Origin of the sequence: Paenibacillus montaniterrae (genome assembly GCF_018403185.1) — a bacterium.
GTDB classification, from domain to species: Bacteria; Bacillota; Bacilli; order Paenibacillales; family Paenibacillaceae; genus Pristimantibacillus; species Pristimantibacillus montaniterrae.
Map to the genome: position 1 here is coordinate 1,059,212 of NZ_BOSE01000001.1, position 25,915 is coordinate 1,085,126.

At 45.4% G+C, this 25,915-nt stretch carries 27 protein-coding genes and 1 other RNA gene; 10 read left to right on the forward strand and 18 right to left on the reverse strand.

What is annotated here, in order from left to right; all coding sequences use genetic code 11:
- Positions 1 to 19: 19 nt before the first annotated feature.
- On the reverse strand, positions 20 to 1,120 hold the full coding sequence (locus KJS52_RS05045) for a phosphate/phosphite/phosphonate ABC transporter substrate-binding protein (RefSeq protein WP_213513588.1): 1,101 nt from the start codon (positions 1,118 to 1,120) through the stop codon (positions 20 to 22).
- Positions 1,121 to 1,360: 240 nt separating this feature from the next.
- On the opposite strand from KJS52_RS05045, the gene KJS52_RS05050 reads away from it, so the two are divergent.
- Positions 1,361 to 2,908 (forward strand): bifunctional metallophosphatase/5'-nucleotidase, encoded by a 1,548-nt coding sequence (locus tag KJS52_RS05050; RefSeq protein ID WP_213513589.1) that lies wholly within the window; start codon positions 1,361 to 1,363, stop codon positions 2,906 to 2,908.
- Positions 2,909 to 4,170: 1,262 nt separating this feature from the next.
- Here the strand turns inward: KJS52_RS05050 and KJS52_RS05055 are convergent.
- The 3 genes from KJS52_RS05055 to KJS52_RS05065 form a co-directional block, all read right to left on the reverse strand.
- A complete protein-coding gene (locus tag KJS52_RS05055; protein ID WP_306433565.1) occupies positions 4,171 to 4,440 on the reverse strand; it encodes a hypothetical protein in 270 nt (89 codons plus the stop codon).
- A 429-nt stretch (positions 4,441 to 4,869) separates the two neighbouring features.
- Positions 4,870 to 5,637 (reverse strand): pseudouridine synthase, encoded by a 768-nt coding sequence (locus KJS52_RS05060; RefSeq protein ID WP_213513590.1) that lies wholly within the window; start codon positions 5,635 to 5,637, stop codon positions 4,870 to 4,872.
- A complete protein-coding gene (locus tag KJS52_RS05065) occupies positions 5,638 to 7,170 on the reverse strand; it encodes an RsmB/NOP family class I SAM-dependent RNA methyltransferase (protein WP_213513591.1) in 1,533 nt (510 codons plus the stop codon).
- A gap of 124 nt (positions 7,171 to 7,294) precedes the next feature.
- Here KJS52_RS05065 and KJS52_RS05070 point away from each other — a divergent pair, with 124 nt between their 5' ends.
- Together KJS52_RS05070 and KJS52_RS05075 are read left to right on the forward strand one after the other, a co-directional pair.
- Positions 7,295 to 7,810 (forward strand): thioredoxin family protein, encoded by a 516-nt coding sequence (locus tag KJS52_RS05070; protein ID WP_246563133.1) that lies wholly within the window; start codon positions 7,295 to 7,297, stop codon positions 7,808 to 7,810.
- A 12-nt stretch (positions 7,811 to 7,822) separates the two neighbouring features.
- Positions 7,823 to 8,326 (forward strand): PCYCGC motif-containing (lipo)protein, encoded by a 504-nt coding sequence (locus KJS52_RS05075; RefSeq protein ID WP_213513593.1) that lies wholly within the window; start codon positions 7,823 to 7,825, stop codon positions 8,324 to 8,326.
- Between the two features lie 87 nt (positions 8,327 to 8,413).
- On the opposite strand, the gene yjbM is transcribed toward KJS52_RS05075, so the two are convergent.
- The gene (gene yjbM, locus KJS52_RS05080) at positions 8,414 to 9,217 is read right to left on the reverse strand and encodes a GTP diphosphokinase (RefSeq protein WP_213513594.1); all 804 of its coding nucleotides are present in this window, start codon (positions 9,215 to 9,217) and stop codon (positions 8,414 to 8,416) included.
- Between the two features lie 17 nt (positions 9,218 to 9,234).
- Positions 9,235 to 10,332 carry a quinone-dependent dihydroorotate dehydrogenase gene (locus KJS52_RS05085; protein WP_213513595.1) on the reverse strand — a complete coding sequence of 366 codons (1,098 nt, stop codon included), beginning with the start codon at positions 10,330 to 10,332 and terminating at the stop codon, positions 9,235 to 9,237.
- A gap of 179 nt (positions 10,333 to 10,511) precedes the next feature.
- Here KJS52_RS05085 and KJS52_RS05090 point away from each other — a divergent pair, with 179 nt between their 5' ends.
- A complete protein-coding gene (locus KJS52_RS05090) occupies positions 10,512 to 10,652 on the forward strand; it encodes a hypothetical protein (RefSeq protein ID WP_213513596.1) in 141 nt (46 codons plus the stop codon).
- A 125-nt stretch (positions 10,653 to 10,777) separates the two neighbouring features.
- On the opposite strand, the gene KJS52_RS05095 is transcribed toward KJS52_RS05090, so the two are convergent.
- Together KJS52_RS05095 and KJS52_RS05100 are read right to left on the reverse strand one after the other, a co-directional pair.
- The gene (locus KJS52_RS05095) at positions 10,778 to 11,014 is read right to left on the reverse strand and encodes a ferredoxin (protein ID WP_213513597.1); all 237 of its coding nucleotides are present in this window, start codon (positions 11,012 to 11,014) and stop codon (positions 10,778 to 10,780) included.
- Positions 11,015 to 11,120: 106 nt separating this feature from the next.
- Positions 11,121 to 12,416 (reverse strand): DNA polymerase IV, encoded by a 1,296-nt coding sequence (locus tag KJS52_RS05100; protein ID WP_373871336.1) that lies wholly within the window; start codon positions 12,414 to 12,416, stop codon positions 11,121 to 11,123.
- 217 nt (positions 12,417 to 12,633) lie between these two features.
- Between KJS52_RS05100 and cimA the strand changes: the two genes are divergently transcribed.
- Positions 12,634 to 14,250 (forward strand): citramalate synthase, encoded by a 1,617-nt coding sequence (cimA, locus tag KJS52_RS05105; protein WP_213513598.1) that lies wholly within the window; start codon positions 12,634 to 12,636, stop codon positions 14,248 to 14,250.
- 53 nt (positions 14,251 to 14,303) lie between these two features.
- On the opposite strand, the gene KJS52_RS05110 is transcribed toward cimA, so the two are convergent.
- Positions 14,304 to 14,861, reverse strand: coding sequence for a TlpA family protein disulfide reductase (locus KJS52_RS05110; protein ID WP_213513599.1), 558 nt, complete (start codon positions 14,859 to 14,861; stop codon positions 14,304 to 14,306).
- Between the two features lie 156 nt (positions 14,862 to 15,017).
- Between KJS52_RS05110 and KJS52_RS05115 the strand changes: the two genes are divergently transcribed.
- Positions 15,018 to 15,431 (forward strand): M67 family metallopeptidase, encoded by a 414-nt coding sequence (locus KJS52_RS05115; RefSeq protein ID WP_281425549.1) that lies wholly within the window; start codon positions 15,018 to 15,020, stop codon positions 15,429 to 15,431.
- Here the strand turns inward: KJS52_RS05115 and KJS52_RS05120 are convergent.
- Genes KJS52_RS05120 through KJS52_RS05130 form a run of 3 tightly spaced genes read right to left on the reverse strand, consistent with a single transcriptional unit; the run spans position 15,417 to position 18,631 of the window.
- Complete coding sequence (locus KJS52_RS05120; protein ID WP_213513601.1) at positions 15,417 to 16,154, reverse strand: exonuclease domain-containing protein; 738 nt, start codon at positions 16,152 to 16,154, stop codon at positions 15,417 to 15,419. The two genes, KJS52_RS05115 and KJS52_RS05120, sit on opposite strands and share 15 nt — an antisense overlap.
- Positions 16,155 to 16,166: 12 nt before the next feature.
- Positions 16,167 to 17,237 (reverse strand): DUF294 nucleotidyltransferase-like domain-containing protein, encoded by a 1,071-nt coding sequence (locus KJS52_RS05125; protein ID WP_213513602.1) that lies wholly within the window; start codon positions 17,235 to 17,237, stop codon positions 16,167 to 16,169.
- Between the two features lie 41 nt (positions 17,238 to 17,278).
- Positions 17,279 to 18,631, reverse strand: a complete 1,353-nt coding sequence (locus tag KJS52_RS05130) for an ammonium transporter (RefSeq protein ID WP_213513603.1) — start codon at positions 18,629 to 18,631, stop codon at positions 17,279 to 17,281.
- Positions 18,632 to 18,952: 321 nt separating this feature from the next.
- Here KJS52_RS05130 and KJS52_RS05135 point away from each other — a divergent pair, with 321 nt between their 5' ends.
- A complete protein-coding gene (locus KJS52_RS05135; RefSeq protein ID WP_213513604.1) occupies positions 18,953 to 19,393 on the forward strand; it encodes a MerR family transcriptional regulator in 441 nt (146 codons plus the stop codon).
- Between the two features lie 71 nt (positions 19,394 to 19,464).
- A complete protein-coding gene (locus KJS52_RS05140; RefSeq protein ID WP_213513605.1) occupies positions 19,465 to 20,133 on the forward strand; it encodes a zinc metallopeptidase in 669 nt (222 codons plus the stop codon).
- A 79-nt stretch (positions 20,134 to 20,212) separates the two neighbouring features.
- Here the strand turns inward: KJS52_RS05140 and gltC are convergent, their stop codons facing one another.
- Together gltC and KJS52_RS05150 are read right to left on the reverse strand one after the other, a co-directional pair.
- Positions 20,213 to 21,112 carry a glutamate biosynthesis transcriptional regulator GltC gene (gltC, locus tag KJS52_RS05145; protein WP_213513606.1) on the reverse strand — a complete coding sequence of 300 codons (900 nt, stop codon included), beginning with the start codon at positions 21,110 to 21,112 and terminating at the stop codon, positions 20,213 to 20,215.
- 15 nt (positions 21,113 to 21,127) lie between these two features.
- Positions 21,128 to 21,787 carry a rhomboid family intramembrane serine protease gene (locus KJS52_RS05150; RefSeq protein WP_246563136.1) on the reverse strand — a complete coding sequence of 220 codons (660 nt, stop codon included), beginning with the start codon at positions 21,785 to 21,787 and terminating at the stop codon, positions 21,128 to 21,130.
- A 118-nt stretch (positions 21,788 to 21,905) separates the two neighbouring features.
- On the opposite strand from KJS52_RS05150, the gene tpx reads away from it, so the two are divergent.
- Positions 21,906 to 22,424, forward strand: a complete 519-nt coding sequence (gene tpx / locus KJS52_RS05155) for a thiol peroxidase (protein WP_213513607.1) — start codon at positions 21,906 to 21,908, stop codon at positions 22,422 to 22,424.
- Between the two features lie 42 nt (positions 22,425 to 22,466).
- Here the strand turns inward: tpx and KJS52_RS05160 are convergent, their stop codons facing one another.
- From KJS52_RS05160 to KJS52_RS05170, 3 genes are all read right to left on the reverse strand, one after another.
- Entirely contained in the window at positions 22,467 to 22,862 is a 396-nt protein-coding gene (locus KJS52_RS05160) for a DUF1499 domain-containing protein (RefSeq protein WP_213513828.1), read from the reverse strand.
- A 104-nt stretch (positions 22,863 to 22,966) separates the two neighbouring features.
- Positions 22,967 to 23,151, reverse strand: a non-coding RNA gene (gene ssrS / locus KJS52_RS05165) — 6S RNA.
- A 51-nt stretch (positions 23,152 to 23,202) separates the two neighbouring features.
- Positions 23,203 to 24,012 (reverse strand): YesL family protein, encoded by an 810-nt coding sequence (locus KJS52_RS05170; protein ID WP_213513608.1) that lies wholly within the window; start codon positions 24,010 to 24,012, stop codon positions 23,203 to 23,205.
- Between the two features lie 144 nt (positions 24,013 to 24,156).
- Between KJS52_RS05170 and KJS52_RS05175 the strand changes: the two genes are divergently transcribed.
- Positions 24,157 to 24,279 (forward strand): YjcZ family sporulation protein, encoded by a 123-nt coding sequence (locus tag KJS52_RS05175; protein ID WP_213513609.1) that lies wholly within the window; start codon positions 24,157 to 24,159, stop codon positions 24,277 to 24,279.
- 65 nt (positions 24,280 to 24,344) lie between these two features.
- On the opposite strand, the gene cshA is transcribed toward KJS52_RS05175, so the two are convergent.
- The gene (gene cshA, locus KJS52_RS05180; protein ID WP_213513610.1) at positions 24,345 to 25,910 is read right to left on the reverse strand and encodes a degradosome RNA helicase CshA; all 1,566 of its coding nucleotides are present in this window, start codon (positions 25,908 to 25,910) and stop codon (positions 24,345 to 24,347) included.
- Positions 25,911 to 25,915: the final 5 nt, after the last annotated feature.

Genomic DNA, 25,915 nt, shown 5'->3' on the forward strand with positions numbered 1-25,915 from the left:
CGTTATCAACCGATCCAAGCTATTGCAGCTGTTGAACCAGCTCTTGTGCTTTACGCTCATTGTCGTAGTCGGAATCCTTCGCTACCTGGTATCCGCCATGACTGTAAATTGCAATTACTTCTTTGCCGGCATCAGAGTTGCCGATATTAATAAATGCAGTTTGCAGCGCTTGCTTAAGCTCATCGGTCATAATTGGCGAGTTTTTGCTAACGCTTATCGTATCGTTATAAATAGCTGGCATAACACCGATTAGATCTGTTTCTTCCCAAATCGATGCGCTGCGGCCGTATTCCGTAGTCCATTTTTCTTCATAGTCGCGTCTTGCGTCCGCATAAGTTACCAATAGATCGGTCTGACCTGCCGCCAAGCGTGCAAATGCGTTAGCATAAGAGTCTGCTTGTACCACTTGTGAAAGATCGGAGATCGTTTTGCCGAAATTTTCTTTAAGCCACAATGCCGGGTAAATATAGCCTGCAGGAGATGATGTGGACATGACATTCCAAGCAGCGCCATCCAAATCCTCAAAAGTTAATGCTTCGCCATTGTTCACTTTTTCAGCCAGCGCCTTACCTTTTTCTGAAGGTCCGGCAACAAGGATCGCACGATAAGAGGTTGTTTGCTGGTCGGTTCCTTCTGTCGGCTCGTTATTGTTCCAATCTGCCGGATTGTCGGAATCATTGCTTAAACCAGCGCGAGTAGCTGTCAAAATCACTTCAGCACCATCATCGTACAGTACATAGGTACCGCCTGGAATAAGCCCTACATCAGTTGTGCCTGCCGATAACGCTTCGCCAACGGCTTCATAGTTCGTACCAACGCTAATATCTACACTCCCTACCTCATAACCTAGCGCGGCCAATTCCGTTTTAAGCATGTCCTTTAAAGGCTCAGTCGCTGTAATAATTTCTTGTGGATCACGAGACGGAACAAAGCTTACTGAAAGCTTGTCTATGCTCTTAGCCTCACTTTGCGCTGCACTGTTGTCCCCATTGTTTGCTGCTTGCTCGTTCGCTGCATTCCCGGCTCCATTTGTCGGGTTGTTTCCCCCGTTATTTCCGCCGCAGGCTGCGAGTAAAGCGACCATAACGAGCAGGTTCAACCATAAGCCTAGCTTTTTCATTTGGATATTCCCTCCACATTCCCTTTTCGATTCGGACCATGATTATCTGTTGTAGTATGGTCTGTCTTATGCTTGCACCTTAAAACTTTAACAACGAATTATCAATGCAATGTCAACGAATTATTAAGCTTTGTTAAAGAATGCCATAACGACAGTCCGCATAATAAGAAATTGTAAATAAGCGCAATAAATAAAAGCTTCATACTATACTTGTTGTAGTTGAGAGAAAGAGGTGAGCGTATGACGACGCATCATATTCAATTACTGCTAACGAGCGACATTCACGGCTATATTATGCCGACCGCTTATCGCGGCGTGCAGGAGCATTTAGGGCTTGCTTTGCTGGCATCGACCATTGAGCAGCTGCGCAAGGAGCGCCCAACACTATTGATCGATAATGGAGACTTGATACAGGGCAGTCCGCTAGTTTATTACAGCAATGCTTTTCAAGCAGATAAGCCGAATCCGATTATCGCAGCAGCGAACACCATTGGCTACGATGCAGCAGTGCTCGGCAACCATGAATTCAATTACGGCTTGCAGCATTTGAATAAGGCGATTGAACAGTCGCAATTCCCTTGGCTTTGCTGCAACATCGTGCATGAAGACGGCAGTCCATGGGTACAGCCCTATCACATTTTTGAGGTAGATGGAGTTAGAATTGGCGTGCTCGGTGTTACGACTCATTTTATAACGCAATGGGAGCGGCCTGAGCATATTGCGGGGCTTACGATTAACGATGCGCTTGAAGCAGCTCGTTACTGGCTGGAGGTGATGAAGCAAGAGGAGGTTCATATTTCGGTCATTAGCTATCATGGAGGCTTTTCGCACTGTTTGGAAACTGGAGAAGCAGAGGAGGCTAGCAGCGGTGAAAATCAAGGCTATCAAATGCTGGCAGAGCTTGACTTTGATATTTTGCTGACAGGCCATCAGCATCGCGAGCTTGCCGCTTCAGCTCATGGCAAATCTATCGTGCAGCCAGGCTATCGCGGCGCTTATGTCGGAAAAATCGAAATAACGGTGGAGCTGGAGCAAGGAAAATGCATCAGCAAGCAGCATAAGGCACAACTGATCGCGGCCAAGCCGGAGCTAACGCCGATGCAGGGCGTAGTCGATGCAGTTAGCGTTATGCATGAAGCGACAGAGCAGTGGCTGGATCAAACGCTTGCGGTCGTAAACGGCAATATGTTTTATGAGGACGCATTCGATGTGAGAGTACATAAGCATGCATATGTTCAATTTTTACAGGAGCTGCAAATGTATGCTACGGGAGCGTCTATTTCCTGCGCTTCACTGTTACATGATCTGCCTGGAGGGTTCAAACCAACAATTACGATGCGCGATATCGTAACTAATTACATTTACCCGAACACATTAAAGGTGCTTGCCGTTACAGGAGAGCAAATGCTGATGGCGCTGGAGCAATCCGCCTCTTACTTCGAGCTGGTCGACGGCAAGCTTACAGTTTCTCCCGCCTTCCAGTATCCTAAAAGCCAAGGCTACAATTACGATATGTGGGAAGGCATAGACTATGTAATCGATCCAGCCAAGCCCGTAGGCCAGCGCATTGTAAAGGCAACGTATCGCGGTCAGCCGATTGAGCCGAGCCGGGTGTACGAGGTCGTGATGAACAGCTACCGAGCTACTGGTGCAGGCAATTTCCCTTATTTCGCTACATGCCCGGTGCTGCAGGATCAGCAAATCGATATGACCGAGCTGATCGCCGACTATTTGCGCAGGCGTCCGGTAATACATGCAAGCTGTAAGCCCAACTGGAAGGTAGTTTAAAAAGCTGGACTTTGATGACGATGCGTTGCTTTGTAGCGTAGTCGGCGGCGAATCTTGAACGCTAGCGAAAACTGCGGTGCTCACGTAGCTCTGCTCTACGCTGCGCTCCTCGTTTTCTACTAGCGTCCAAGCTTCTTGGTCCTGAAAGCCCAGCTTTTTAAACCTCGATTTTAAGAAAAGTTTAAAAAGCTGGACTTTGATGACGATGCGTTGCTTTGTAGCGTAGTCGGCGGCGAATCTTGAACGCTAGCGAAAGCTTATGCTTTCGAAGTATGTTTCCTGCGGAAACATTGTAGGTGCTCACGTAGCTTGTGCCTACGCTGCGCTCCTCGTTTTCTACTAGCGTCCAAGCTTCTTGGTCCATACAGTGGTGAAAGAGCTCCAGTGGAGGAGCAAAGCAGCCGAAAAACGTAGTGCGTCGCCTTTAACATCGTAATGCAACCTTAAAAATTCAAGCAAGAGCATTACGATTTAAAAAGCGACTGGAGGTTGCTTTGCTCTGCAACGATGATGATCCAACAGTTCGACTTTGATAACCTCACGACCGCTTCGTAGCTTGGTCAACCTTAAAAAAGCTCCAGCGGAGGAGCAAAGCAGCCGAAAAACGTAGTGCGTCGCCTTTAACATCGTAATGCAACCTTAAAAATTTAAATAAGAGCATTACGATTTAAAAAGCGACTGGAGGTTGCTTTGCTCCGCAGCGATGATGATCCAACAGTTCGACTTTGATAACCTCACGGCCGCTTCGTAGCTTGGTCAACCACAAAAAGCTCCAGCGGAGGAGCAAAGCAATCCGAAAAACGGAAGTGCGTCGCCTTTAACATCGTAATGCAACCTTAAAAATTTAAATAAGAGCATTACGATTTAAAAAGCGACTGGAGGTTGCTTTGCTCCGTAGCGATGATGATCCAACAGTTCGACTTTGATAACCTCACGACCGCTTCGTAGCTTGGTCAACCTCAAAAAAGCTCCAGCGGAGGAGCAAAGCAATCCGAAAAACGGAAGTGCGTCGCCTTTAACATCGTAATGCAACCTTAAAATTTAAATAAAAAAGCATTACGATTTAAAAAGCGACTGGAGGTTGCTTTGCTCCGTAGCGATGATGATCCAACAGTTCGACTTTGATACCCCCACGACCGCTTCGTAGCTTGGTCAACCTCAAAAAGCTCCAGCGGAGGAGCAAAGCAATCCGAAAAACGGAAGTGCGTCGCCTTTAACATCGTAATGCAACCTTAAAAATTTAAATAAAAAAGCATTACGATTTAAAAAGCGACTGGAGGTTGCTTTGCTCCGTAGCGATGAAAAGCAGCTTTATGTTTGCGACGATAGGCTAGCGGAGCAGTCGGGACAATTGCTGCTTCAATCCGCTCCGTTGAAGCCTTGCTGCATCGCTTGCAAACTTGAAGCTGGATACCGTCTGCCTTTTTAACCGTATAGAGCAATTTAATGCGTGTTGCCAAGCAAACCGGACATGTGCCGCGCGCTTTTGTCGGCAGCTTATATAGAGATTTTCCACGATTATTTTTAGCCATAGTGACCTCCACAATATCAAAAAGTATCCACTGTGCTCAGCATTGCGCTGGCAGAGAGAACCTTTTCTATATAATGCAGAGCTCGGCCTATTTATGCCTGGTTTACTGATGCAGATTTCTGGTATACTGGTGCAAATTTTTCTCTATGAAATGTACGAAGAAATGTACGGATGAAGCTGAGCTGTAAGCCTCTGTGCAAGGTTAAGTGAAGGTTTAAAGAATCTGGCTAACGTTAAATGATCTGTTTGGAGGCGATGGACATTCTAACGAATATACATAACCTTAATTGCAAAAATCCACCTTAAATACAGAGAAAACCACCTAATAAGACGCTGTGTATTCCTTAGAATTAGAAAGGCTTCATTGGTCACACATAACGTTATCCAGCTTCCTTAGCAGCTAGCTATCACTTTGCCAGCCATTCAGCCTTTACTTTTCAGACAGCCCCTTGGTCGTGCCGCGATGCTGCTTAAGCAGCTCAATCTCTTGATCTTTCAGCTCGCGGTATTCGCCTAGCTCCAGCTGTGGATCAAGCGCGAGCGGTCCCATAGTCAAGCGCTTTAAGGTCAGCACCTGCTTGCCGACAGCTTGAAACATCCGTTTTACTTGATGGAACTTGCCTTCTGTTATCGTTAAACGAATTAAACTGCATATACCTTGCTCCTGCTTGTCTATCCCCACAATATGCAGCTTTGCCGGCTTCGTTACATAGCCGTCGTCGAGCGTAACCCCTTGGGCAAAAGCAAGCTGATCCAGTTCTGTCACCTCACCAAGCACAAGCGCTTCATAGGTTTTATCGACATGCTTTTTCGGAGACAGCAATTCATGCGCCAGCTGACCATCATTCGTCAGCAGCAGCAGTCCTGTCGTATCCTTGTCCAGCCTGCCAACGGGAAATGGCTGCAGCAGCGTATCCTCCGGCTTAAGCAAATCGATGACGGTGCGCTCCCTTCCATCCTCTGTCGCTGAAATGACGCCTTGCGGCTTATTCAGCATCAAATAAATGACTGAACGATACACAACCCGCTCCCCATCAAATGTAACAGCTTGCGTATCCGGATCGACAATGAGTCCGCTGTCCTTAACCTTGCTGCCATCTACATACACTCTGCCTGCCTTTACTGCCTTTTTAATTTCACTGCGGGTGCCAAAGCCGGCATGCGCCAACAGCTTATCGACTCGTAGCCTCTCTGCCAATTATATCAACCTCCAGCCTGCAGGAAGCTCATTTTTTATCATGCCATCCAAGTATTTTCCAAATCCTACCGGATATTGATCCACACAGATCAATACATAACCGTTCTTTTTTACTCCGGCCTTGCGCTGAATCAAAGCATCATCCACAAATATTGTCTCACCTTTCAAATAGCGAAGCAATAGCTCGTCCGTGCTGGCAAAGGAAATCGTCCGCGCTGCCTCATCAGGCTTGAGCCCCATCGCAAGTGGGTGAAACGGTACAAATTTATGATGCTTGAGTTCACCGATAAGCCAGCCGGCGCGCACGACCTTCAAGCCCTCAAGGCTAGGCAGCTCGAATGGCTGCAAATAGACGCGACTGCCGAATAAAATGGCCCGCACCTGCTCACCGCTTGTCAGCTCAACATTCTCATCGGAAAAAGACTCCCATACGGTCTGCAAATCAAGCTCAAGCGGCTTTATCCCTTTCGCTGCCCCTATGCTGCGCTTAGCCTTCGCTGACACGCGTTCCTGCTTTATGGCGCTAGGCCATGAAATTCGCATTTTGCGTCGCTCCTCCCAGCTCTGCGGAGGCATATATGCATCTCCCGCCCTCATGAGCACAGCTACAAAATGTCCTTCACCCTTCGAACGATGCGGCCATATCCGAATCGTGCCGGCAAGCGATTGCCATTGCTGCTCGCTTAGCTGCTCCTTCGTCTCCTTGCTTATCCAGCTTGGCTGACCGCTGCCCCAGCCCCATTGCGGCTGGATCGATACTACGCTAAAATCTGGATGACGAGCGAGAAAGCGCGCAATCTGCTCTTCATTTTCTTCTGGCGAGAAGGTGCATGTTGAATAGACCAAACGGCCGCCTGGCGCCAGCATGGGGGCGATTTCCTCTAAAATCTCGCGCTGCATGCTAGAGCAGCGCTCAACGGAATAAGCTTGCCATTCCTCTACCATCGCTGGATTTTTTCGAAACATCCCTTCGCCCGAGCATGGCGCATCAATTAAAATACGGTCAAACCAGCCAGAAAAAGCTTTAGCAATATTGGCAGGATGCTCGTTAAGCACGACCGCATTGCGTACTCCTGCAAGCTCGATATTTTTAACAAGCGCCTTTGCGCGCTCGGCTGCTATATCATTGCTGACCAATACCCCGTGTCCCTGCAGCTTGGAAGCGATTTGCGTCGATTTCCCGCCAGGTGCAGCGCATAGATCCAGCACGCGATGACCTGGCTGCACATCGAGCAGCTCGACTGGCACCATCGCGCTTGGCTCCTGTATATAGTAAAGCCCTGCATGATAATGCGGATGCTTGCCGGGGCGATCCTCCTCCGTATAATAAAATGCGGTCGGACACCATGGTATTGGCTGCAAATGCTCTCTTATCTCAGTTTGCTGCTGCCACTCGGCTGCCTTTATTTTTAATTCATTGACGCGCAATCCATATACGCGCTCATCGTCGTACGAAGCTATAAAACGATCAAATTCATCGTCTAATAGCTGCTTCATTTTTTGAACAAATGGTTCAGGCAATTGAATTTTCATGCTGTGTCCTCCACGTTCGATAGAAAATTTTCATCCACTATAATTTTCGTGTATAATAAAAAAAAGTAAGAAGCCATCATTCTGAATTCTTGCATTCATTTCAATTTTCGGAGGGAATATGTCAGTGAACACTAAGAAAAAGAAGAAAAAAAATAATATGGTCATCATTTATGCTGCTGTTGTGGTTGTTTTGCTTGTAGGAATTTTTGCGCTGGACAATCTTCAGAAGGACAATCCGGTTTATGGAAAACCGACCAATGAGCTGAACCCAGCTACACGCGAGCTGCTGAAAGATGAGAATTACCAGAATATTATATTACCAGCGGCGCTCGATGAAAAGGTTCAAAATCAAGAAGATTTCCTTGTGTATATGTTTTCTTCCACTTGCAAATATTGTAAGGAAACAACACCACAAATTATGCCTATCGTAAATGAGCTGGGCGTCGAGCTTAATCAATTCAATGTTTTAGAATTTCCTGAATACCAAACGAAATACAATATCGAATATACGCCAACCCTGATTTATTTTGAGGACGGTGTAGAAAAAGAGCGTATCGTCGGCGGAGTCATGCCGGAAGGAAGCACTTCAGGTGCTACATTGGAGGATTTCCGAGCATTCTTTGAAAAATACAAAGGATAAAAAGGAGCTGCCATGAATACTTTGAACCATGAAGAAGAAAATCAAGCTTCTTCCAAGCTGTCATCATTCATGTATCTGTTTCTGCTTGGCTTCGCTTTAATTACGCTGCTTGCGGCCTGCGGCCTTAGCGACGATAAAGAAAGCCATGTGCATACAGTCGGCTCGGAAACATGGGAGACAACCGAATCGGCTGATCAGCTTCCCCAGTTTCTTGACAATCATACGGAGCTGACCGCCTCGCTATATGGCCATGCGGTGGAGCATTCTCACTTGCTAGGGGAGCTCCCTTGCTATTGCGGCTGTATGGACGGAACCGATATGGACGAGCCGCATGATTCACTAAGGCGATGCTATTTGGCTGAAATGCCTGGAGACGACGGATCGGTAACGTGGACCGATCATAGCACCACCTGCGGGATATGCAAGCAGGAAATGGAGCTCGTCATAGAGATGGCAGACAAGGGAAGCAGCCTCGATGAGATCAAGCAAGCAATTGACCAGCAATTCAAGCATTAAATGAAAAACACCGAGTTCTCCGGGCAGAAATTAATTCTGCACCAGCGAGACTCGGTTTTTTTCTTTCACTAAGCATTTATATGCGAGCTATAGCTGAGTATTTTTTTTAGCCTGGGCAATATCCGCTACCAGCTCAAGCGAAAGCTGCTCCAAAGCGGGATAATCCTCCTGCTGGAACAGTTCGTTGAACTTGCTTTGATATTGGGCGGCAAGCCGTACCTCATGAAAGGAATACAGCTTCTGAATGCCTGATAATATTGTTGCAACACAATTTGAATTTTCTTCAAAAGTCGTTTGCGCATCCAAAATTTCTTTGCGAATGCTTGTCATTTCATTATCCAGTCGATTTGCAGCCTCAGCAGCCTTTTGCAGCCGCTTCCTCACTTCTAATGGCAAATCCTTTTTATATTTGTAATTCAAAGAATGCTCGATTGTCGCCCAGAAGTTCATTGCAAGCGTTCGAATTTGAATTTCAGCTAAAATCAAGGTATGACCAAGCGCGGTTTGTACAGGGTATTCAATAATCATATGATAACTGCGATAACCGCTCTCTTTATAATTGGCTATATAATCCTTTTCGTATACAAGCTTCAAATCTTTGCGCATGCGAATTAATGAAGCTACACGATATATATCGTCAACAAATTGACACATTATGCGGATCCCTGCAATATCCTCAATGCCAATGTGCAATCGATCATGCTCAACATTCAACCTTTTTGCCTTATCCAATATGCTTGAGATCCGTTTAACTCGACCTGTTACAAATTCAATCGGCGCATAATCCTCTCGACTTTTCAACTCGGTACGCATGGTCTTGAATTTGACCTTTAGCTCCTCAACGGCTTGCTCGTATGGCTGCAAAAATAGACTCCAATCTCTTCCGTCCATTCGGCCGCCTCCTGTGTTTATTTATGATCTGCTCCGATTGCTTCAGTAATATTGGAAAAGCCATCCTTGCGCAGACATTCCTTCAATCCATCCGTAAGCTCACGAAGCACCTCTGGCCCCTTGTAAATAAGCGCTGTATATATTTCCACCAAGGTAGCACCAGCTCGAATTTTATCGTATGCATCTTGTGCTGTAAAAATTCCACCAGAGCCGATAATTGGGAGCTTGCCCTCTGTTAGACTGTACACCTGACGTATAACCTCTGTTGAGCGCTCGCGCAGCGGAACGCCACTCAAGCCGCCCGCTTCCTGACGGTTGGCATGCGTCAAGCCATCGCGCGACAGTGTCGTATTCGTTGCAATAATGCCGTTAATGCTGCTATCCATAATCGTATGGACGGTATGCTTCAGTTGATCATCCGTCATATCAGGCGCAATTTTAACAAAAATCGGCTTTACCTTGGCATTGCGGCTGCTCGCTTGGATTTCCATCTCCTCGGATACATGCACCAATAAGTTATGTAGCTCGTTGCCATGCTGCAAGTCCCGCAAGCCCTGAGTGTTGGGAGAGCTTATGTTGACTACGAAAAAGTCCCCTTCATCGTACAGCGTACGAATACAAGCGCGATAATCCTCATGTGCCAGCTCATTGGCCGTCACTTTGTTTTTGCCGATATTTACAGCAACCGGTACATCGTGCCGCTTGCGCCGCTGCAGTGTTTGACGCATCTCATCAGCGCCTTTGTTGTTAAAGCCCATTCGATTAATAAGCGCTTCATCTGGCGGCAAACGAAACAAGCGAGGCTGCTCATTGCCTGGCTGAGGCTTCGGTGTTACCGTGCCCGCTTCTACAAAGGATAAGCCGATGCTGGAAAACGTATCTGTCGCAACGCCATTTTTATCAAGTCCTGCGGCTAGTCCGACAGGATGCTGAAACTGCATGCCCAGCAGCTGCACTGCCAGCTCGGGAGCGGGTTTCACTCCATAAAGCCCATTCATAATAGCCAGTACCCCGGGCACCTTGCCCGCTACTGCAAATCCATCCACTACGATATGGTGGGCCTTCTCCGGGTCCAGCTTAAAAAAGAAGGGCTTCAGTATACTTCGATATAACATCTATTCCACTCCGTTTCAGAAAACAATCTCCAACTTTTAGTGTATCCTTTTTGCTCATAAAAAGAAAGTATTGTAACCGTTTCTACAACAATGATAACGCATTCATATTGCCAGTCCACTGTAAAAGCATTACAATACAATTATATAGAAGAAAAAGCAAATAGAAAGGTTGAGTAGCAATGGGCGCAACAAAACGCAAGCCAGCAACAATTAAACCAAAACAGCAAGAAGAAGTAAACAAAAAAGCTTTATATTGGACGATCGGCTCAGCCGTTGCTGTCGTTGTCATAATTTCGGTATTATTAATTGTTTTCTCATAAACAGATGCATGATGAAGGAAGCCTCGCTGAAGCTCTATTCAATAGAACCTCACGAGGCTTCTTTAATTTTTGTCACAAAAGCAGCCAGGAATACGCTCGTTATCCTGGCTGCCCATAACGGTCATTTATTGGTTAAACGGCTCGTCTGAAATACGAATGGAATCTGTCGGACAACCGTCACAAGCATCCTGCATATCCTCGTACAAATCCTCCGGAATTTCAGTGACCCCTCTATTATTATCGCCGTCATAAATCACTTCAGCAATGCCCTCATCGTCGTAGTCGTAAATGTCAGGCGCAGTAGCCCCACATGCGCCACAAGCGATACAGGTGTCTTTTTCAACCCATGTAAATTTAGCCAACGCTATTCCCTCCTAGTTCTATCACAAAGCACGTTACCATGTACTCTTTATCTATACCAAAAAATATTATAACATAAATCGGCTATAAATGTGTATACGTTTAAACTTATTCGAAATGATTATCCTCCAGCTTTTGCAAGGAGGTGCCGCGCAGCTTTTTATTGCGAATAAGACTGGATGGATCATCACTAAGCATCCCTGCTGTCAGCACCGCGCTTTCGCCGAACTTGTTGCGCAGCTGATCCATTACTTTCGTTAGCGCTTCTTTTTTAGGCTCTTGCTCGTAGTTGAACAAATCGAGTTGAATAGCCGCATTATGCTCAGGCTGCAAATTTTGCAGCGTAACACCCAGCAGCCGCACCGGCTCAGCCGGCTTCCAGTGCTGAACAAGCAATTGCTGCGCATGCTTGTAGATGACCTCCATGCTTTGCGTTGGTGTTGGCAGCGTATAGGAGCGAGTAAAGGTCGACATATCTGGTCTGCGTATTGTAATTTGCACGGTGGAAGCAACGAGCTTTTGGCGGCGCAATCTGCGTGAGGTTTGATCGGACAAATTTAGTAATACACGATTAATGTCTTCAATATTCGTTAAATCTGCTGGTAAAGTTGTGGTATGACCAATTGATTTATTAGCCTCGCGCTCTGCCTTTACTTCTCTAGCATCTATGCCATTGGCAGCCTGCTTGAGCCAATTGCCTAGAACGCCGAATGACTTCGTTAGCAGGTGCTCATCTGCCTGCGCCAGCTCGCCGATTGTATGAATATGGAGGCGCTTCAGCTTTTTTGCCGTTTGCCCACCGATGCCAAACAGCTGATCGCATGGCTTATTCCATAATATATTCGGCACATCCCTCCGACGCAATACTGTAATGCCGTTCGGCTTCTTCATATCGGAGGCCATTTTAGCAAGCAGCTTGTTTGGTGCAACTCCAATCGAGCAAGGCAAACCAAGCTCCTCTGCTATTCGCTTTTGAATCGCATGAGCAATTTCAAGCGGTGTGCCAAACAGCTTCGAGCCGGTAATATCCATATAGCATTCGTCGATCGATACTTGCTCAATTAGCGGTGTGTACTGAGCGGCGATTGACATAAAGCCTCTTGAATATTTGCGGTACAGATCAAAATCAGGCGAAATGAGAATAAGCTCGGGCGCGATTTGCTTCGCTTCTCTCACATGCATACCCGTACGTATTCCTTTTTTTCTTGCTTCATATGAGCAAGTAACGATAATGCCTTTTCGCTTCTCTATGCTTCCCGATACTGCGGTTGCCTTGCCCTTGTACAGCTCAGGCTGCTCGGCGCTATGCACAGAACAATAAAATGCGTTCATATCCAAATGCAATATGACTCTACCGCTTACAGGATAATACTCATTTACATCTGGCAAATGCTCCACCTTCATTTCCTACACTTGTCTCGATTACATTATTATAGCACATATGTTCGCCAAGCTAAACTTAATCATTTGTCCATTTTTTGCTCATTTAAGCTGAAATATAGGCATATTAAGCGATTTGCCGCATATTTTTACCTATCGCTATCGCAATATGACTAGATAATGATATAATAGGTCAATATGGTTTGTATTGGCTATCAATGAAGGAGGCGTCATTTGTTTTATGTCATCTAAAATCTTTATATTCGACACGACGCTGCGCGACGGCACGCAGGGAGAGGGTATCAGCCTGTCGGCAGATGATAAGTTGAAGATCGCCCAAAAGCTTGATCAATTGGGTGTTGACTATATTGAAGGCGGCAATCCTGGAAGCAATGGCAAGGACATTGAATTTTTTCAGCGCGTCAAATCGTTAAACCTTAAAGCGAAGCTGACTGCCTTCGGCAGCACTCGCCGCAAAAATAGCATTGCCGAGCATGATGCAAGCTTGTTGAGAATTATTGAATCAGGCGTACCTGCAGCAACACTTGTCGGAAAAGCATGGGATTTTCACGTGCATATTGCACTGCAGACATCTTTGGAAGAGAATTTGGCAATGATTAGAGAATCCTTTGCATTTCTTAAGCGTCACGAAATCGAAGCAATGTATGATGCCGAGCATTTCTTTGACGGCTACAAAAACAATCCGGAATATGCTTTGTCCGCATTAAAAGCCGCGAAGGAAGGCGGCGCAGACTGGCTTGTGCTTTGCGATACAAACGGCGGAACCTTGCCTAATGAAATTGCAGAAATCGTTTCTCGTGTCAAGCAAGAGCTTGATATGCCTGTCGGCATTCATACGCATAACGACTGCGAGCTTGCTGTTGCCAATACATTGGCTGCAGTCAATGCTGGCGCAACTCAGGTGCAGGGCACAATTAACGGCTATGGCGAGCGCTGCGGCAACGCGAATTTATGCTCCATCATCCCGAACCTGCAATTGAAAATGAACTATGACTGCTTGCCAGACGATAACTTGAAAATGCTGACCAATACCGCGCGCTATATTAGCGAGGTGGCCAATGTGCATATGCCTGTCGGTCAAGCATATGTAGGCAATGCGGCGTTCGCTCATAAAGGCGGCATTCACGTGTCTGCCATTATGAAGGATTCCAAAACCTACGAGCATATTCAGCCTGAGCTGGTCGGCAACAAGCAGCGTGTGCTCGTGTCCGAGCTTGCTGGACAAAGCAATATCATTTCCAAAGCGAGCGCATTGGGCTTGGATGTAAATACTAACAATGAAAAAACGAAACAAATTATGGATCATATTAAGAAGCTTGAGCATGAGGGTTATCAATTCGAAGCGGCGGATGCATCGCTGGAGCTGCTGCTGCGCAAAGCATTCGGCGATTGGCAGCCTGCGTTCTTGGTTGAATCATACAAGGTCCATACTGAATACAAGCAGGATTCGATCATTTCTGAAGCAGTCGTAAAAATCAGCATCGATGGACAGCAAATTTATACGGTTGCTGAAGGAAACGGGCCTGTCAATGCGCTTGATAATGCGTTAAGAAAAGCGTTGTCTCAATATTATCCAGATATCGAACAAGTATATCTAACAGACTATAAGGTCCGCGTCATCGACGAAACTGATGCAACAGCAGCCAAGGTTCGCGTACTCGTCGAATCAACAGGCAAGCAAAACAGCTGGAACACAGTTGGCCTGTCCGGCAATGTAATTGATGCAAGCTGGGCTGCAATTGTTGACAGCTTCCATTATGCGCTTCTCAGCATTCAAAGAGTGAGCGTAGAGCAGCCTGCAAATTCTCAGGAATATGCAGGACTAGCCAATATCTAAAGCAAAAAGGCGTGAGCTCAGCATATCAGTATGCTGCTCACGCCTAATTTTTATTACGAGACGTTCGGCAAGTAGGATTCAATGATGTTTTCCCACTGCTCCAACGTAATCACGCCATTAATTCGCTCGCGAATAACGCCCTGTTCATCAATTAAAAAGCTGGTCGGAAAAGTTCTGACACTATACAGCTTCGTCAAATCGCCATCCCGATCAAACAGCACCTCGAATGTAAAACCGAAATCCTCTACAAATTTTCGAGCTTGACGCTCATTGTCTGTATCTGTTGCGTTAACGCCGTACAAAGCGAGCTGCTCACCATACTTTTCGTGCAGCTTTTGCAAATCCGGCGCCTCCAGCTCGCAAGGTCCGCACCATGAAGCCCAGAAATTAATAAGCTGCAGCTTGGCCTGCTGACCGCCAAAGCTAACCGGCTTCTCCTCTATATTCGGCAGCTCATTAACAAAGGACAGTTCTCCAGCCTTAGGCTTAAAGTTTTGAGCCGCATGGCTGATAGCGCTGCTGGACTTCTCCTCGCCTGATTGCACAAATTCATAAACTGCAAAGCCGCAAAGCAGCATTGCTACAATGACAGCGGAATATATTTTTTTCATCGTTAGCCCTTTCCTCTATCCAGTTCTTACAATTATACTATCATGCTACGTTGCTTGCTTCAAGCATATGCCAACTAACGTTTATTTCTATAGTGTAAGCTTATTTGAGCTTTGCTATACTAAGTAAAAGAGACCAATCATGACACGGAGGAAACTATGCAAATCTCGTTAAAACAAAGCTGCTATCAGCAAATGATACAGCACAGCACGGAAGCTTTTCCCGAAGAAGCTTGCGGCATTCTGCTGGCACCCGACGGGGACAGCACGATTACAGCTTGCATGCGCATTGACAATGTTCATGAGCAAAAAACGAGCGCTTTTCGCTTTGATCCTGAGCAATGGGTAAATGCCCACTATTGGGCCAGCAGGCGGCAGCTGACCATTGCAGGCATCTACCATTCGCATCCGACAGCGGAAGCCGTACCGTCTTCAAGAGACGTGGCAGGCCTTCTTGACAGCCAATTGCTATACGCCATCGTTAGTTTAAAACAAAAAGACAGCCTACAAATTAAACTCTACCGCAGGAACGTGCAGAATCAATTTATAAACTATCCGTTAGTGCTGACTTAAATAGGCGTATAAATCTCCTAAAGTAACAATATTTTTTTTCTCACTTACTTTTTTCATATATTGCAGCCAAAGCTGTGCCGTCATTAAAGAATCTGACAGCGCATGATGACGGTTTTCAATCGGAATATGATGCCGATCCAGCAACGTATCCAGGTCGTATTGCGCCAGCCCTGGCTCCAGCCATTTTGCAAGCATCATTGTATCGATTACACGGTGGTTGAGGCTTGTTTTTGACGTTTTCCACAGTGCTTGATTAAGAAACTGCCTGTCATGGCCCGAAGCATGCGCGACCAGCACTCTACGGCCGATAAATTGCATAAATGCACTCAGTACATGTATAAGATCAGGTGCATCCTCGACCATCTCATCTGATATACCTGTCAGTTCAACGATGACAGGCGGAATTGCTCGCTTCGGGTTGACTAGAGAATAGAAGCTTTCCTCCTCAATCACCTTTCCCTCGCGAACTGCCACTGCGCCAAATGAAATAATTTCATCACCATTTGCTGGACTGAATCCTGTCGTTTCAAGATCGAATACGACAATTTCCAGCTCCGTTAATTTGCTGTCAAGTACCGACGTTTTCCTTTGCGTTCGGTTCATATTGCGAATTTGCGCCATTTGCTGCGCGTGCTGCGATCCTAGCATGGAGGCAATCGCAGGCGTAAATCCACCCATCTTGTACAGACTCCACATTCTGCCTACGCCGTTAGGCTCCTTCATACTTACACCGTCCTACTTAAGCCTTGCAAATTTCTTTAAGACGAGCCTTTGCAATTCCTTGCCCAATCTTAAGTTTTTCTTTAATCTCTTTATTTCGTCCGAATCTAACCTTTTCGGGTGCAGCTTGCTAAACCCTTCATACATGCCATTTTCAATACGGTAGCCTGCTTTTAAGCGCAGCGACAGCATTTGCAAAAAGGCATCGCGATAATCCGCATACTCCTGAAAAGTTAAAACGCCATCCTCCTGCAAGCCTTCCATTCTTTCAAGCGTTGAAGTCTGAAGGATTCCCGAGTCCAAAGCAAGCCAGCGCACTGAATTGACAATCGGAATATAAGAGCCGTATTTCACATCAATGCTCCCAACATGCTCGCCATAGCGATCGGTAATAAACTGACCAAAAACTCCAAGCAGCATTTTATGCTGAACGGTATTTTCGATCATTCTTTCTAAAATGTGCGGACGTGCAGCCAGACCTTCTCTATAATACGTTCTAACACGTGAAAACAGCGAGTCATCTCCAACAATGCATCGCGCATCGGCAACAATAAGCAAATAGCGAATGGACTCCCAGCTGGCATCCTCGTACCAATGATCGAGCTTGGCTTTCCATTCTGCTTCCGTCTGGCACCATAGGCTTTCATTACTTTGAACCTTTCCATCACAAGGCGGATACCCTAGCTCAATCAGCATCGATACAGCGTAGGACGCAAATGTTCTGTAATAATGCCTTGACGCCTCTGCATCGTCCGTATCCTCATAGATCATGGCACTGTCTTGATCGCTTGCCAGAGTTTGCTCGCTTCTGCCAGCACTGCCCAGCAGCAAATAAGAATACGAGGTAGGAGGAGGACCAAGCCCTTCTCCTACCATACGCAATTCTGCCAGTGCAATCGTCTTCGCTATAAAGGCATCATGCACCTCATTGATTTGAAAGTTCCAATTTGCGATGGAGTCCTTATGAACCATCTGCTCATTATGCTGTATTGATAGTTGAAATTGATCTCTTAAGCTGCGCAGCTGTGTTAGTTGATCCGCATCATCAATCATCTTTTTCAGCTTAACGAATGTTTCAACCTCCAACACCATCGACTCCTCAACCTAGAGTAATGCTTAAGCGTTTATTAAGCTTTTTCTGATTTGCCAAGCTGCTCTGGATAACCATACACGCCATGCTCGGAAAGATCAAGACCAACAATTTCTTGTTCTTCTGTTACACGGAAGCCCATTACTGCTTTCATAATACCAAGCACGATAAAGGAAGCAACTGCTACAAATACGCCGGCAAATACAACAGACTCGATTTGGACCCAAAGCTGCTTGAAGCTACCAGTATCTATCAAGCCGCCTTGACCAACGCCAACTTTTTCCGCAAGCTCTTGTGTTGCAAAAATACCGTTAGCCAATGTACCCCAAATACCTGCCATACCGTGTACAGACAATGCATAGATCGGATCGTCGATTTTTAGCTTTTCAAACATTTTAACGCTGTAGAATACAAGCACCCCTGCAATTAAACCGATCACAACTGCCGCCCATGGCTCAACGAAAGCACAGGATGCCGTAATCGCAACAAGACCTGCAAGCACGCCGTTCAGCATAGTTGTAATATCTGCTTTGCCGCTAACCGCCCATGAAATCAACAATGCTGCAACACCGCCGGCACCAGCAGCCAGCATAGTCGTGAAGCCAACGTAAGCGAAGAAGCCATCGCCGATTGCTACAGTTGAACCCGCGTTAAAGCCGAACCAGCCAACCCATAGCAATAGAACAGAAAGTGCTGTGTACACTTGGTTATGTCCAAGAATTTCATTAGGAGAACCGTCTTTGTTGAATTTTCCGATACGTGGTTTTAGTAAAATTGTAGCAACAAGCGCTGCAACCGCCCCTGACAGGTGAACGACCGTCGAGCCTGCAAAGTCTTGGGCACCATGGTCAGCCAACCAGCCGCCGCCCCAGATCCAATGTGCTACAATAGGATAGATAAAGGAAACATAGAATAGTGTAAATACGATATAAGAACCTAGTTTCGCACGCTCAGCAAATCCGCCCCAAGCGATTGAAAGGGAAATTGCTGCAAAAGCTAATTGGAACAGGAAAAATACAGCCGCTGGGTAGCTTTCACCTTCAAGAACTGCTGTAGCAGGGTTAAAGAAAAACTCACCCCAACCGATAAATGCGTTAATTCCACTCGTACCAAATGCAATCCCGTAGCCGACCGCCCAATAAACAAGCGCCGCTAGCGCTACGGTAAAAATTGTTTTACCAGCTACATGGCCAGCATTCTTCATGCGAGTTGAACCAGCTTCTAGTAAAATGAAGCCACCTTGCATCAAAAGCACTAGAATGAACGCCAACATAATCCATAATGAATCCAGGCCGATCGTCAGGTTGGCAATGTCAGCTTCTGATGCGTAAGCTGCCAGCGGGAAGATCATTGATATCAACCCCAAAGCTAGTAATGTTTTCTTAACCATGATTACCACTCCTCAGTGTAATGTTTTCTAACACCATTCGCAAGAATTAATGTCATTATATACCCGAGGTTTTGGCTAATGAATATATTTTCTGTATTGAAATTTGCATTTTTAAGACACTTTTGTTAATGGAGCACAATAATCCAAAATACCTAACATTATTTTTAGCTGTTCTAACGTTAAAAGTATAATTTACTTAACAACATCGCTACAAAATAGGACAAGCTATCTATATAAAGATACTTTTGTTCCTGTTTGACGTTTTGCACTATTTCCTATTAAAATTAATAAGGATACGTTAGGAAAGGACGGTGAAGTAAATTGACAGAAGCTAAGCTTTATCGGATTGGCGAATTGGCTAAGCTCGCTAACATTAATTCTCGTACTATTGATTATTACACCTCGATTGGTCTAATCATGCCTGTTAAGCGGTCAAATTATAATTATCGTCTATATAATGTTGAAACCTTACAGCGTTTAGAACGTATTGAATCATTGAAAAAAGATAAATATACGTTAGACGAGATTAAAGACATCCTTAAGCAATTGGATCATATCTCCCCTAAGCAGGAAATCAAGCAAAAGGTATCTGAGCTTGAGAAGCAGCTTACCGCGCTGCAACGGGAGGTAAAGGAGCTTGAGCCTGTTCTGGACCAGCTTAAGCCTAATCAAGCCAAGCATTTGTACACTCGCCTGCTGCCGCAAACTGCCGCATGTATGGAGGCGCTCATGCTGATTATGAATAAAGGCTCATTAATGTAATTGCTTTCGATATTAGCTGATGTCCTGCTCTCGAATGGCGTAATCAATAACTTCATATGGAGGAATGTAGAATGATCTACATATTGTTAATACTAGCTTTTGGTTTAACAATTTGGGCTCAATTCAAAGTAAAAGGAACATTCAAGAAATGGTCAGATGTTGAAGCATCCAGCGGCTTGACCGGATATCAGGCAGCTCGTCGCATGCTGGACAACAACGGTTTGCACGATGTACCGATCGAACCGGTTGCAGGAGCATTGACTGACCACTACGATCCAATTAACCGCGTAGTTCGTTTATCAGAACCAGTTTATTATGAGCGTTCCATTAGTGCGATTTCAGTTGCATGTCACGAAATTGGTCACGCGATTCAGCACAAGGAAGCTTATCCGTTCCTTGTTGCTCGTCATAGAATATTTCCAATCGTCAATTTTGCGTCAGGCATCGCTCCATTTTTATTAATTGCCGGCTTTTTGTTCGGGGCATTTGGTCTTGCTCAGCTAGGGGTTATTTTCTTTGCTGTTACGGTTATTTTCCAGCTGATTACGCTGCCTGTTGAGTTTAATGCAAGCAGCCGCGCACGTGATTTGATGGTTGCAGAAGGCTTTATCCGCACCGATGAAGAGCGTGGAGTAGCAAAGGTATTAAACTCCGCTGCACTAACGTACGTCGCTGCAGCGCTCCTCTCCTTGCTTGAGCTGGTCCGTTTCATTCTTATTCTTACGCAAAACAGAGAATAATACGTTAAAAAGGGCTTTCGCTGGTCATCATACCTGCGATAAGCCCTTTATTTTTACAATTAAAAGAAACGGTTTCTGCTTACTTCTTTAATTCATTAGCAAAATAATTCATTAAGAAATTATAAAAAACTTTTGCAACAAGCGGCAGCTTTTCATTAGTGCGATGGATAAGACCGATATTGCGCGTAACGACAGGGTCGACTACCTTAACAATCGAAATAGGCAGCGGCGCAATATATTCAACAGCAAGCTTTGGCAGCAGGCTAATCCCCATGCCTGCGGCAACCAATCCTCGAATTGTTTCCGTTTCTTCTCCTTCAAATGCAATATTCGGCGTAAAGCCGGCTGTTTCACAAGCGTTCATTACAAGCGGCCGCAGCGAGTAGCCTTCGCTGAACATTATAAACGGATCGCTTTTCAATTCCTCCAAACGAACCTGCTCACGCTTTGCCAGTCGATGCGTGCTCGGGAAGATCGCAAACAGCTCCTCAGTAATTAAAATTTTCCCCGTCACCTGCTCGACGTCATTAGGCACAGGTGAAATAAAAGCGAGGTCGATTTCTCCCTTAACCAAATCGCGAATTAATGAAGGATACATTCCTTGTTTAAAACGAAAGCGAACATCTGGGTTTAGGCATCTAAAAGCCGCAACGACCTGCGGAACTAACGAAATTCCAAGGCTATGAGGAAATCCAAGCCTAATCTCCCCTTTCTCTGGATCAAGAAACTCGTGAACCTCCTGAACTGCCCGATCAAGATCGCGCAAAATTTCATCAGCTCGACGTAAGAAAAGCTGACCTACCGGGGTCAGTTGTAAATTCCTTCCCTTTTGTACAAAAAGCTTGACTCCAAGCTCTTCTTCCAGCTGGTGAATTTGTCGGCTTACCGCCGATTGCGCAACATGAAGCTCTTCTGCAGCTTGAGTCACATGCTCCTTCTTCGCCACCTTTACAAAATAATAAAGCTGTCGCAATTCCATAAAATATGTTCTCTCCTAATTGACATGATCTCTTTTTTGTAATTTCATCCTTTGAATTTGATCAAAGAATCGGTATAGCATAAATCCAGTAATAAAGCCGCCAACATGCCCCCATAAATTAACTTTAACGATTAGCAATGAAGAAATCAGGCTTATGATTAATATCATATTAATCGTTTTGATTGAAGCCGGGTCAAGCAGCTGCTTGCGAAATAGCACTAAAAAGAAGTATGCGCCAAATACGCCAAAAATCGCTCCTGATGCACCGACTGATATTTGCCCCTGACCTTCTATTTTATAAATTAGCGCAGAAAAGGCATTGGCACCGATGCCACACAGCAAATAGAACCACACATAGCGCTTGCTCTTCATGACGTACTCCAGCGGCGGGGCAAAGATGATCAGCATCATCATGTTGTGGAATAAATGCGCAAAATCTGCATGCATAAACATTGACGTAATATAGCGCCAGGGCTGCTCCATCCCCCAGGAATCAACTCCGGGAACGGAAAGGAATGCACCGAAGCGGATTGCATCAAGCGACATGCCAGGATTGCCCATTATGCTCGTAATAAAAAAATATATGATGCATAATGCAGCAATTGCTGCTGTTACTGGGTAGCTGCGCAAATATCCCTTAAAGCTTTCATATCTTAAAAAAATCATCTCTGCCATCACATCCTTTTCTACGATTGGACAAGCTCTTGTTGTAACGTTTATAATATTTACGTAACGCATTACATAGAGGTTCAAAAATTTAATTTTGAACACGAATTAAAAGGAGGATTTAATAATGACTCAAGAACGCACAGGTGTTGCCACTTTGAAAGGCAATCCGCTTACATTAGTCGGTCCAGAGCTTAAAGTTGGTGACCAGGCACCAGATTTTACACTTTGCAAATCACTTGGAGAATATGTTTCTCTTAATGATTACGCAGGCAAAGTGAAGCTGATCAGCGTAATTCCTTCGATTGATACCGGCGTATGTGAAGCACAAACCCGCCGCTTTAACGAAGCTGCGGCAGCTCTGGGCGACAAGGTTGTCGTTCTAACTGTCAGTGCTGATTTGCCGTTCGCACAAGCACGCTGGTGCGGTGCAAGCGGCGTAGACAAAGTAGTTATGCTGTCTGATTACAAGGATAACAACTTTGGTCTGGCGTATGGTGTATTCATTAAAGAATTTGCACTTGATATGCGCTCCATCTTTATCGTAGATGAAAACAATGTTATTCAATACGTGGAATACTTGTCCGAGATGAGCAATCATCCTGATTACGATGCCGCGATTGCTGCAGTCAAACAATTAGTATAACTGAAACAAAGCGAGTGAAGGATAATCCTTCCTCGCTTTTATTTATACGTTATTCAATTTATAAGCGGCAAGCTTTTTATCTAGCACACGGTAAATCTCCATTATAACGCGATAATTGGAGCCTAAGTCCCCAAGAGAGCCTCTCGATGCCGAATAAATATCTACTGCTGAACGTAGCGGATCAACGCTAATGACTGAAACGGTAATGTCCATCGTTCTACCGAACATTGTTCTTTTCTCAAGAACAATCTCCCCTACGTTTTGCACTTCATGCAGAAGTCTGTACCCTTGCATTTTTTTAAGCGTGGAAACAACCTCTTCCCAAGCCTTCTCTTTAGATAACTTATATATATGAGACTTTAATGCAGGATCCTTTGCTCTGTCACCCGTTCCTTCATAGCTTCGTATCAATCCAACTAAGGTTCGCTTTAACAACAGTGATCTCCCCCTCTTGTCCTAACTCTTACCATAATACCATGTTTCTATGCATGAAAAAAGAGCTTTCACCAGTATTCACTAGTTAATCGCTCTCGGCCTATGTATGACAACCCGCCTATGCCGTTAAGCCCATATGTTTCTGAACCCGCTCTCGCAGGTGGGTGTCCGCAATTATACATTTGAAGTCCCTGCTGTGCAGGGCAGGTCATTTGTATAATGATGTTGAACTCCCGTGAAACAGCCATTGGTTCAAAACAACGTTGAGCCATGACGAACATCGCAGGATGTATTGTCATTATAGACCGAATTTGATAAAAAGTAAACGGAGTTTGGCTTGTTATTATTTGGTCTCCTTGTAATCTGACTTTACAAGATCCTCACGATCCATCTCCGCCGCTATTTCAACCTCTTCTTCCTCGTTCTTTTTCATATCCTCAATTTGCTGCTGCAGCTTCATATAAATGAGGTTGAAGTTCCAGTAAGCAACTGCCGCAATCATACTGCCTGTAAAAAATAGCAGCAGCCATGTAAATTGCGTGAAGCTCAGGAAAAGAATAAACGCTACCAGGACTGCTGCCGTAATCGAACGAAGCGGCTTGCCGATCGTAATGAGCAGCGAATTTTTAATCAATTGCAGCGTTTTCATATGATAATGGACCAGCATCGAGAAGAAATTGAGCAACGAAACAAGCGCCAGTACAATTAAGCCGATGAAGATACCGGACAATATTCGGCCGTTTTCGCTTCCGATAAAGAAATAATAATCGACAATCAAGACGACGATTAGTACCGTATAAATGATGCCGCCCAGCATGCTTTGCTTAAAGTTATCCTTGTAGCCTTTAAAAAACGTTTTAAATAGCGGCACATCAGCTTCTCCTGTAACCCATTTGCGAGCAACGGTAAACATTGCGGCAGTCGAGGGAAAGAATGTAAAGGGAGCTAAAACGCCGAGCGTCAAGCAAGCCGTTTGGACAAAGCCGAGCAAATCTTCTTCCTGTACACTGCCATTCAGCAATGTAAGGAAGCTTACGAATATAAAGTAGAAAAATGGTGCTCCGCAAAGTATCCATAGCAGATTAATGACTGAAAGCCTCATGATCCATTCCGTTAGTCGATAGATCCCACCCATGACGCCTCTAGGTTCCATTGAATACGCCTCCATTTTATGATAAGTAAATAGATAAAATTAGCCCAAAATTAACTGATCTGGGTATTCGTTTAAACCATCCATAAGCAACTGCATAGTATATGGTATGTTCCCCAACAAGAAAACTCAAAGGAGGTTGCTAATATGGGCAACGCATCATACAACAATTGTGGTGGTTATGGCGGTTCTTACGCTGCTTGGGTTCTAGTTCTTTTCATTCTTCTTGTAATCATTGTTGCAACATTCGGTTTTGGCTACAATTACTAATTCAAAGCTAATGTATAGGTAGAAAAAAGTCCGTGTTGCCCGCAGGCGACACGGACTTTTCCATTTTATTCCTTGCTTGACGAAAAGTTCGGACGTGGACGACGCTCAGAGCGAGAATCATAGCTGCGACCTTCGCTGCTGCGCTTGCCGTAGCTGCGCGATCCATCCTTACTTCCTTCGCCGCCTTTGTAGCTGCTGGAACGGCGATCTCTGGAGCCGCCGCTGCTGCTGCCACCACGGTAGCTGCTGCCGCCGCGATCACGAGTGAATGGACGACCGCTGGAACGAATGTCCGGTCTGCGTTTTTTAGCACGAAGCGGTTCCTCAGGCGTCAGCTCAATTGATATTTCCTTTTTGTCTCCTGTCAACAGCTTCAATGCAGCTGCCAGCATTTGCACGGAGTCATATTGCTCAAGCAGTTGAATAGCAAGCCCTTTGTACTCGGAGAACTCGCCATTTTCCACAATATCGATGACGCGCTCTGCCGTAATGCGTTGCTTGCCCTCGATTGCATCGCTCAAGCTAGGCAACGGTTTGCGCACCATGCGTTGGCGCGTAATGCGCTCAATAAAGCGCAAATGATCCATTTCACGCGGTGTGACAAAAGTCCATGCCTTACCTTCCTTGCCTGCACGACCGGTACGGCCGATGCGGTGTACATAGCTTTCCGGATCCTGTGGCAGGTCAAAGTTAATAACATGCGTTACGCCTGTTACATCCAGACCGCGCGCCGCAACATCTGTTGCAACCAGCACATCAATGCTGCCATCGCGGAACTTGCGCATAACGGTGTCGCGCTGGTTTTGCGAAAGGTCGCCGTGCAAGCCATCAGCACTGTAGCCACGCTTTTGCAGCGCTTCGCTCAGCTCATCAACACGGCGCTTGGTGCGGCCAAAAATGATGGCAAGCTCAGGAGATTCCATATCGAGCAAGCGGCTTAAAGCTTCAAATTTTTGACGCTCATGCACCTCAATATAAGCTTGTTCGATCGATGGTGCTGTTACTTGCTTCGGAATGACAGAAACATGTTCTGGTTCCTTCAAAAACTGTTGTGCCAGGCGTTGAATGTTGGCTGGCATTGTAGCCGAGAATAGCATCGTTTGACGTTCTTCAGGAACTTGCTTCAGGATGTTTTGAATATCCTCCATGAAGCCCATATCGAGCATCTCATCGGCTTCATCCAATACAACAGTTTGTACGTCTTCTAGACGAATCGTTTTACGATTAATGTGGTCAAGCAATCTTCCTGGTGTACCGATAATAATTTGCGGCTTCTTTTTCAATGCGCGAATTTGACGGCCAATTTCTTGTCCACCATAAATCGGCAGCGAGCGAAGTCCTTTGTATCTCGTAAGCTTTCCAATTTCTTCTGACACTTGAATAGCAAGCTCACGTGTTGGTGTCATAATAAGCGCTACAATGCGCTCTTCGTGCACGGGGATTTTATTAATGAGCGGAATCCCGAACGCTGCAGTCTTACCCGTCCCTGTTTGAGCTTGGCCAATCAAGTCTTTGCCAGTTAACGCAATCGGAATCGCTTTATCCTGTATTGGTGTTGACTCCTCAAATCCAAGCTCTGTAATTGCTTGCAACACTTTTGGTTCCAAGCCAAATTCAGCAAATGTTTTCAAACTTT

Bases quoted from the DNA above. Each gene is read 5' to 3' on its own strand.
- KJS52_RS05045 (WP_213513588.1), bottom strand. From the start codon at position 1,120: ATGAAAAAGCTAGGCTTATGGTTGAACCTGCTCGTTATGGTCGCTTTA.
- KJS52_RS05050 (WP_213513589.1), top strand. From the start codon at position 1,361: ATGACGACGCATCATATTCAATTACTGCTAACGAGCGACATTCACGGC.
- KJS52_RS05055 (WP_306433565.1), bottom strand. From the start codon at position 4,440: ATGGCTAAAAATAATCGTGGAAAATCTCTATATAAGCTGCCGACAAAA.
- KJS52_RS05065 (WP_213513591.1), bottom strand. From the start codon at position 7,170: ATGAAAATTCAATTGCCTGAACCATTTGTTCAAAAAATGAAGCAGCTA.
- KJS52_RS05075 (WP_213513593.1), top strand. From the start codon at position 7,823: ATGAATACTTTGAACCATGAAGAAGAAAATCAAGCTTCTTCCAAGCTG.
- yjbM (WP_213513594.1), bottom strand. From the start codon at position 9,217: ATGGACGGAAGAGATTGGAGTCTATTTTTGCAGCCATACGAGCAAGCC.
- KJS52_RS05085 (WP_213513595.1), bottom strand. From the start codon at position 10,332: ATGTTATATCGAAGTATACTGAAGCCCTTCTTTTTTAAGCTGGACCCG.
- KJS52_RS05090 (WP_213513596.1), top strand. From the start codon at position 10,512: ATGGGCGCAACAAAACGCAAGCCAGCAACAATTAAACCAAAACAGCAA.
- KJS52_RS05100 (WP_373871336.1), bottom strand. From the start codon at position 12,416: ATGAAGGTGGAGCATTTGCCAGATGTAAATGAGTATTATCCTGTAAGC.
- cimA (WP_213513598.1), top strand. From the start codon at position 12,634: ATGTCATCTAAAATCTTTATATTCGACACGACGCTGCGCGACGGCACG.
- KJS52_RS05110 (WP_213513599.1), bottom strand. From the start codon at position 14,861: ATGAAAAAAATATATTCCGCTGTCATTGTAGCAATGCTGCTTTGCGGC.
- KJS52_RS05115 (WP_281425549.1), top strand. From the start codon at position 15,018: ATGCAAATCTCGTTAAAACAAAGCTGCTATCAGCAAATGATACAGCAC.
- KJS52_RS05120 (WP_213513601.1), bottom strand. From the start codon at position 16,154: ATGAAGGAGCCTAACGGCGTAGGCAGAATGTGGAGTCTGTACAAGATG.
- KJS52_RS05130 (WP_213513603.1), bottom strand. From the start codon at position 18,631: ATGGTTAAGAAAACATTACTAGCTTTGGGGTTGATATCAATGATCTTC.
- KJS52_RS05140 (WP_213513605.1), top strand. From the start codon at position 19,465: ATGATCTACATATTGTTAATACTAGCTTTTGGTTTAACAATTTGGGCT.
- gltC (WP_213513606.1), bottom strand. From the start codon at position 21,112: ATGGAATTGCGACAGCTTTATTATTTTGTAAAGGTGGCGAAGAAGGAG.
- KJS52_RS05150 (WP_246563136.1), bottom strand. From the start codon at position 21,787: ATGGCAGAGATGATTTTTTTAAGATATGAAAGCTTTAAGGGATATTTG.
- tpx (WP_213513607.1), top strand. From the start codon at position 21,906: ATGACTCAAGAACGCACAGGTGTTGCCACTTTGAAAGGCAATCCGCTT.
- KJS52_RS05170 (WP_213513608.1), bottom strand. From the start codon at position 24,012: ATGGAACCTAGAGGCGTCATGGGTGGGATCTATCGACTAACGGAATGG.
- KJS52_RS05175 (WP_213513609.1), top strand. From the start codon at position 24,157: ATGGGCAACGCATCATACAACAATTGTGGTGGTTATGGCGGTTCTTAC.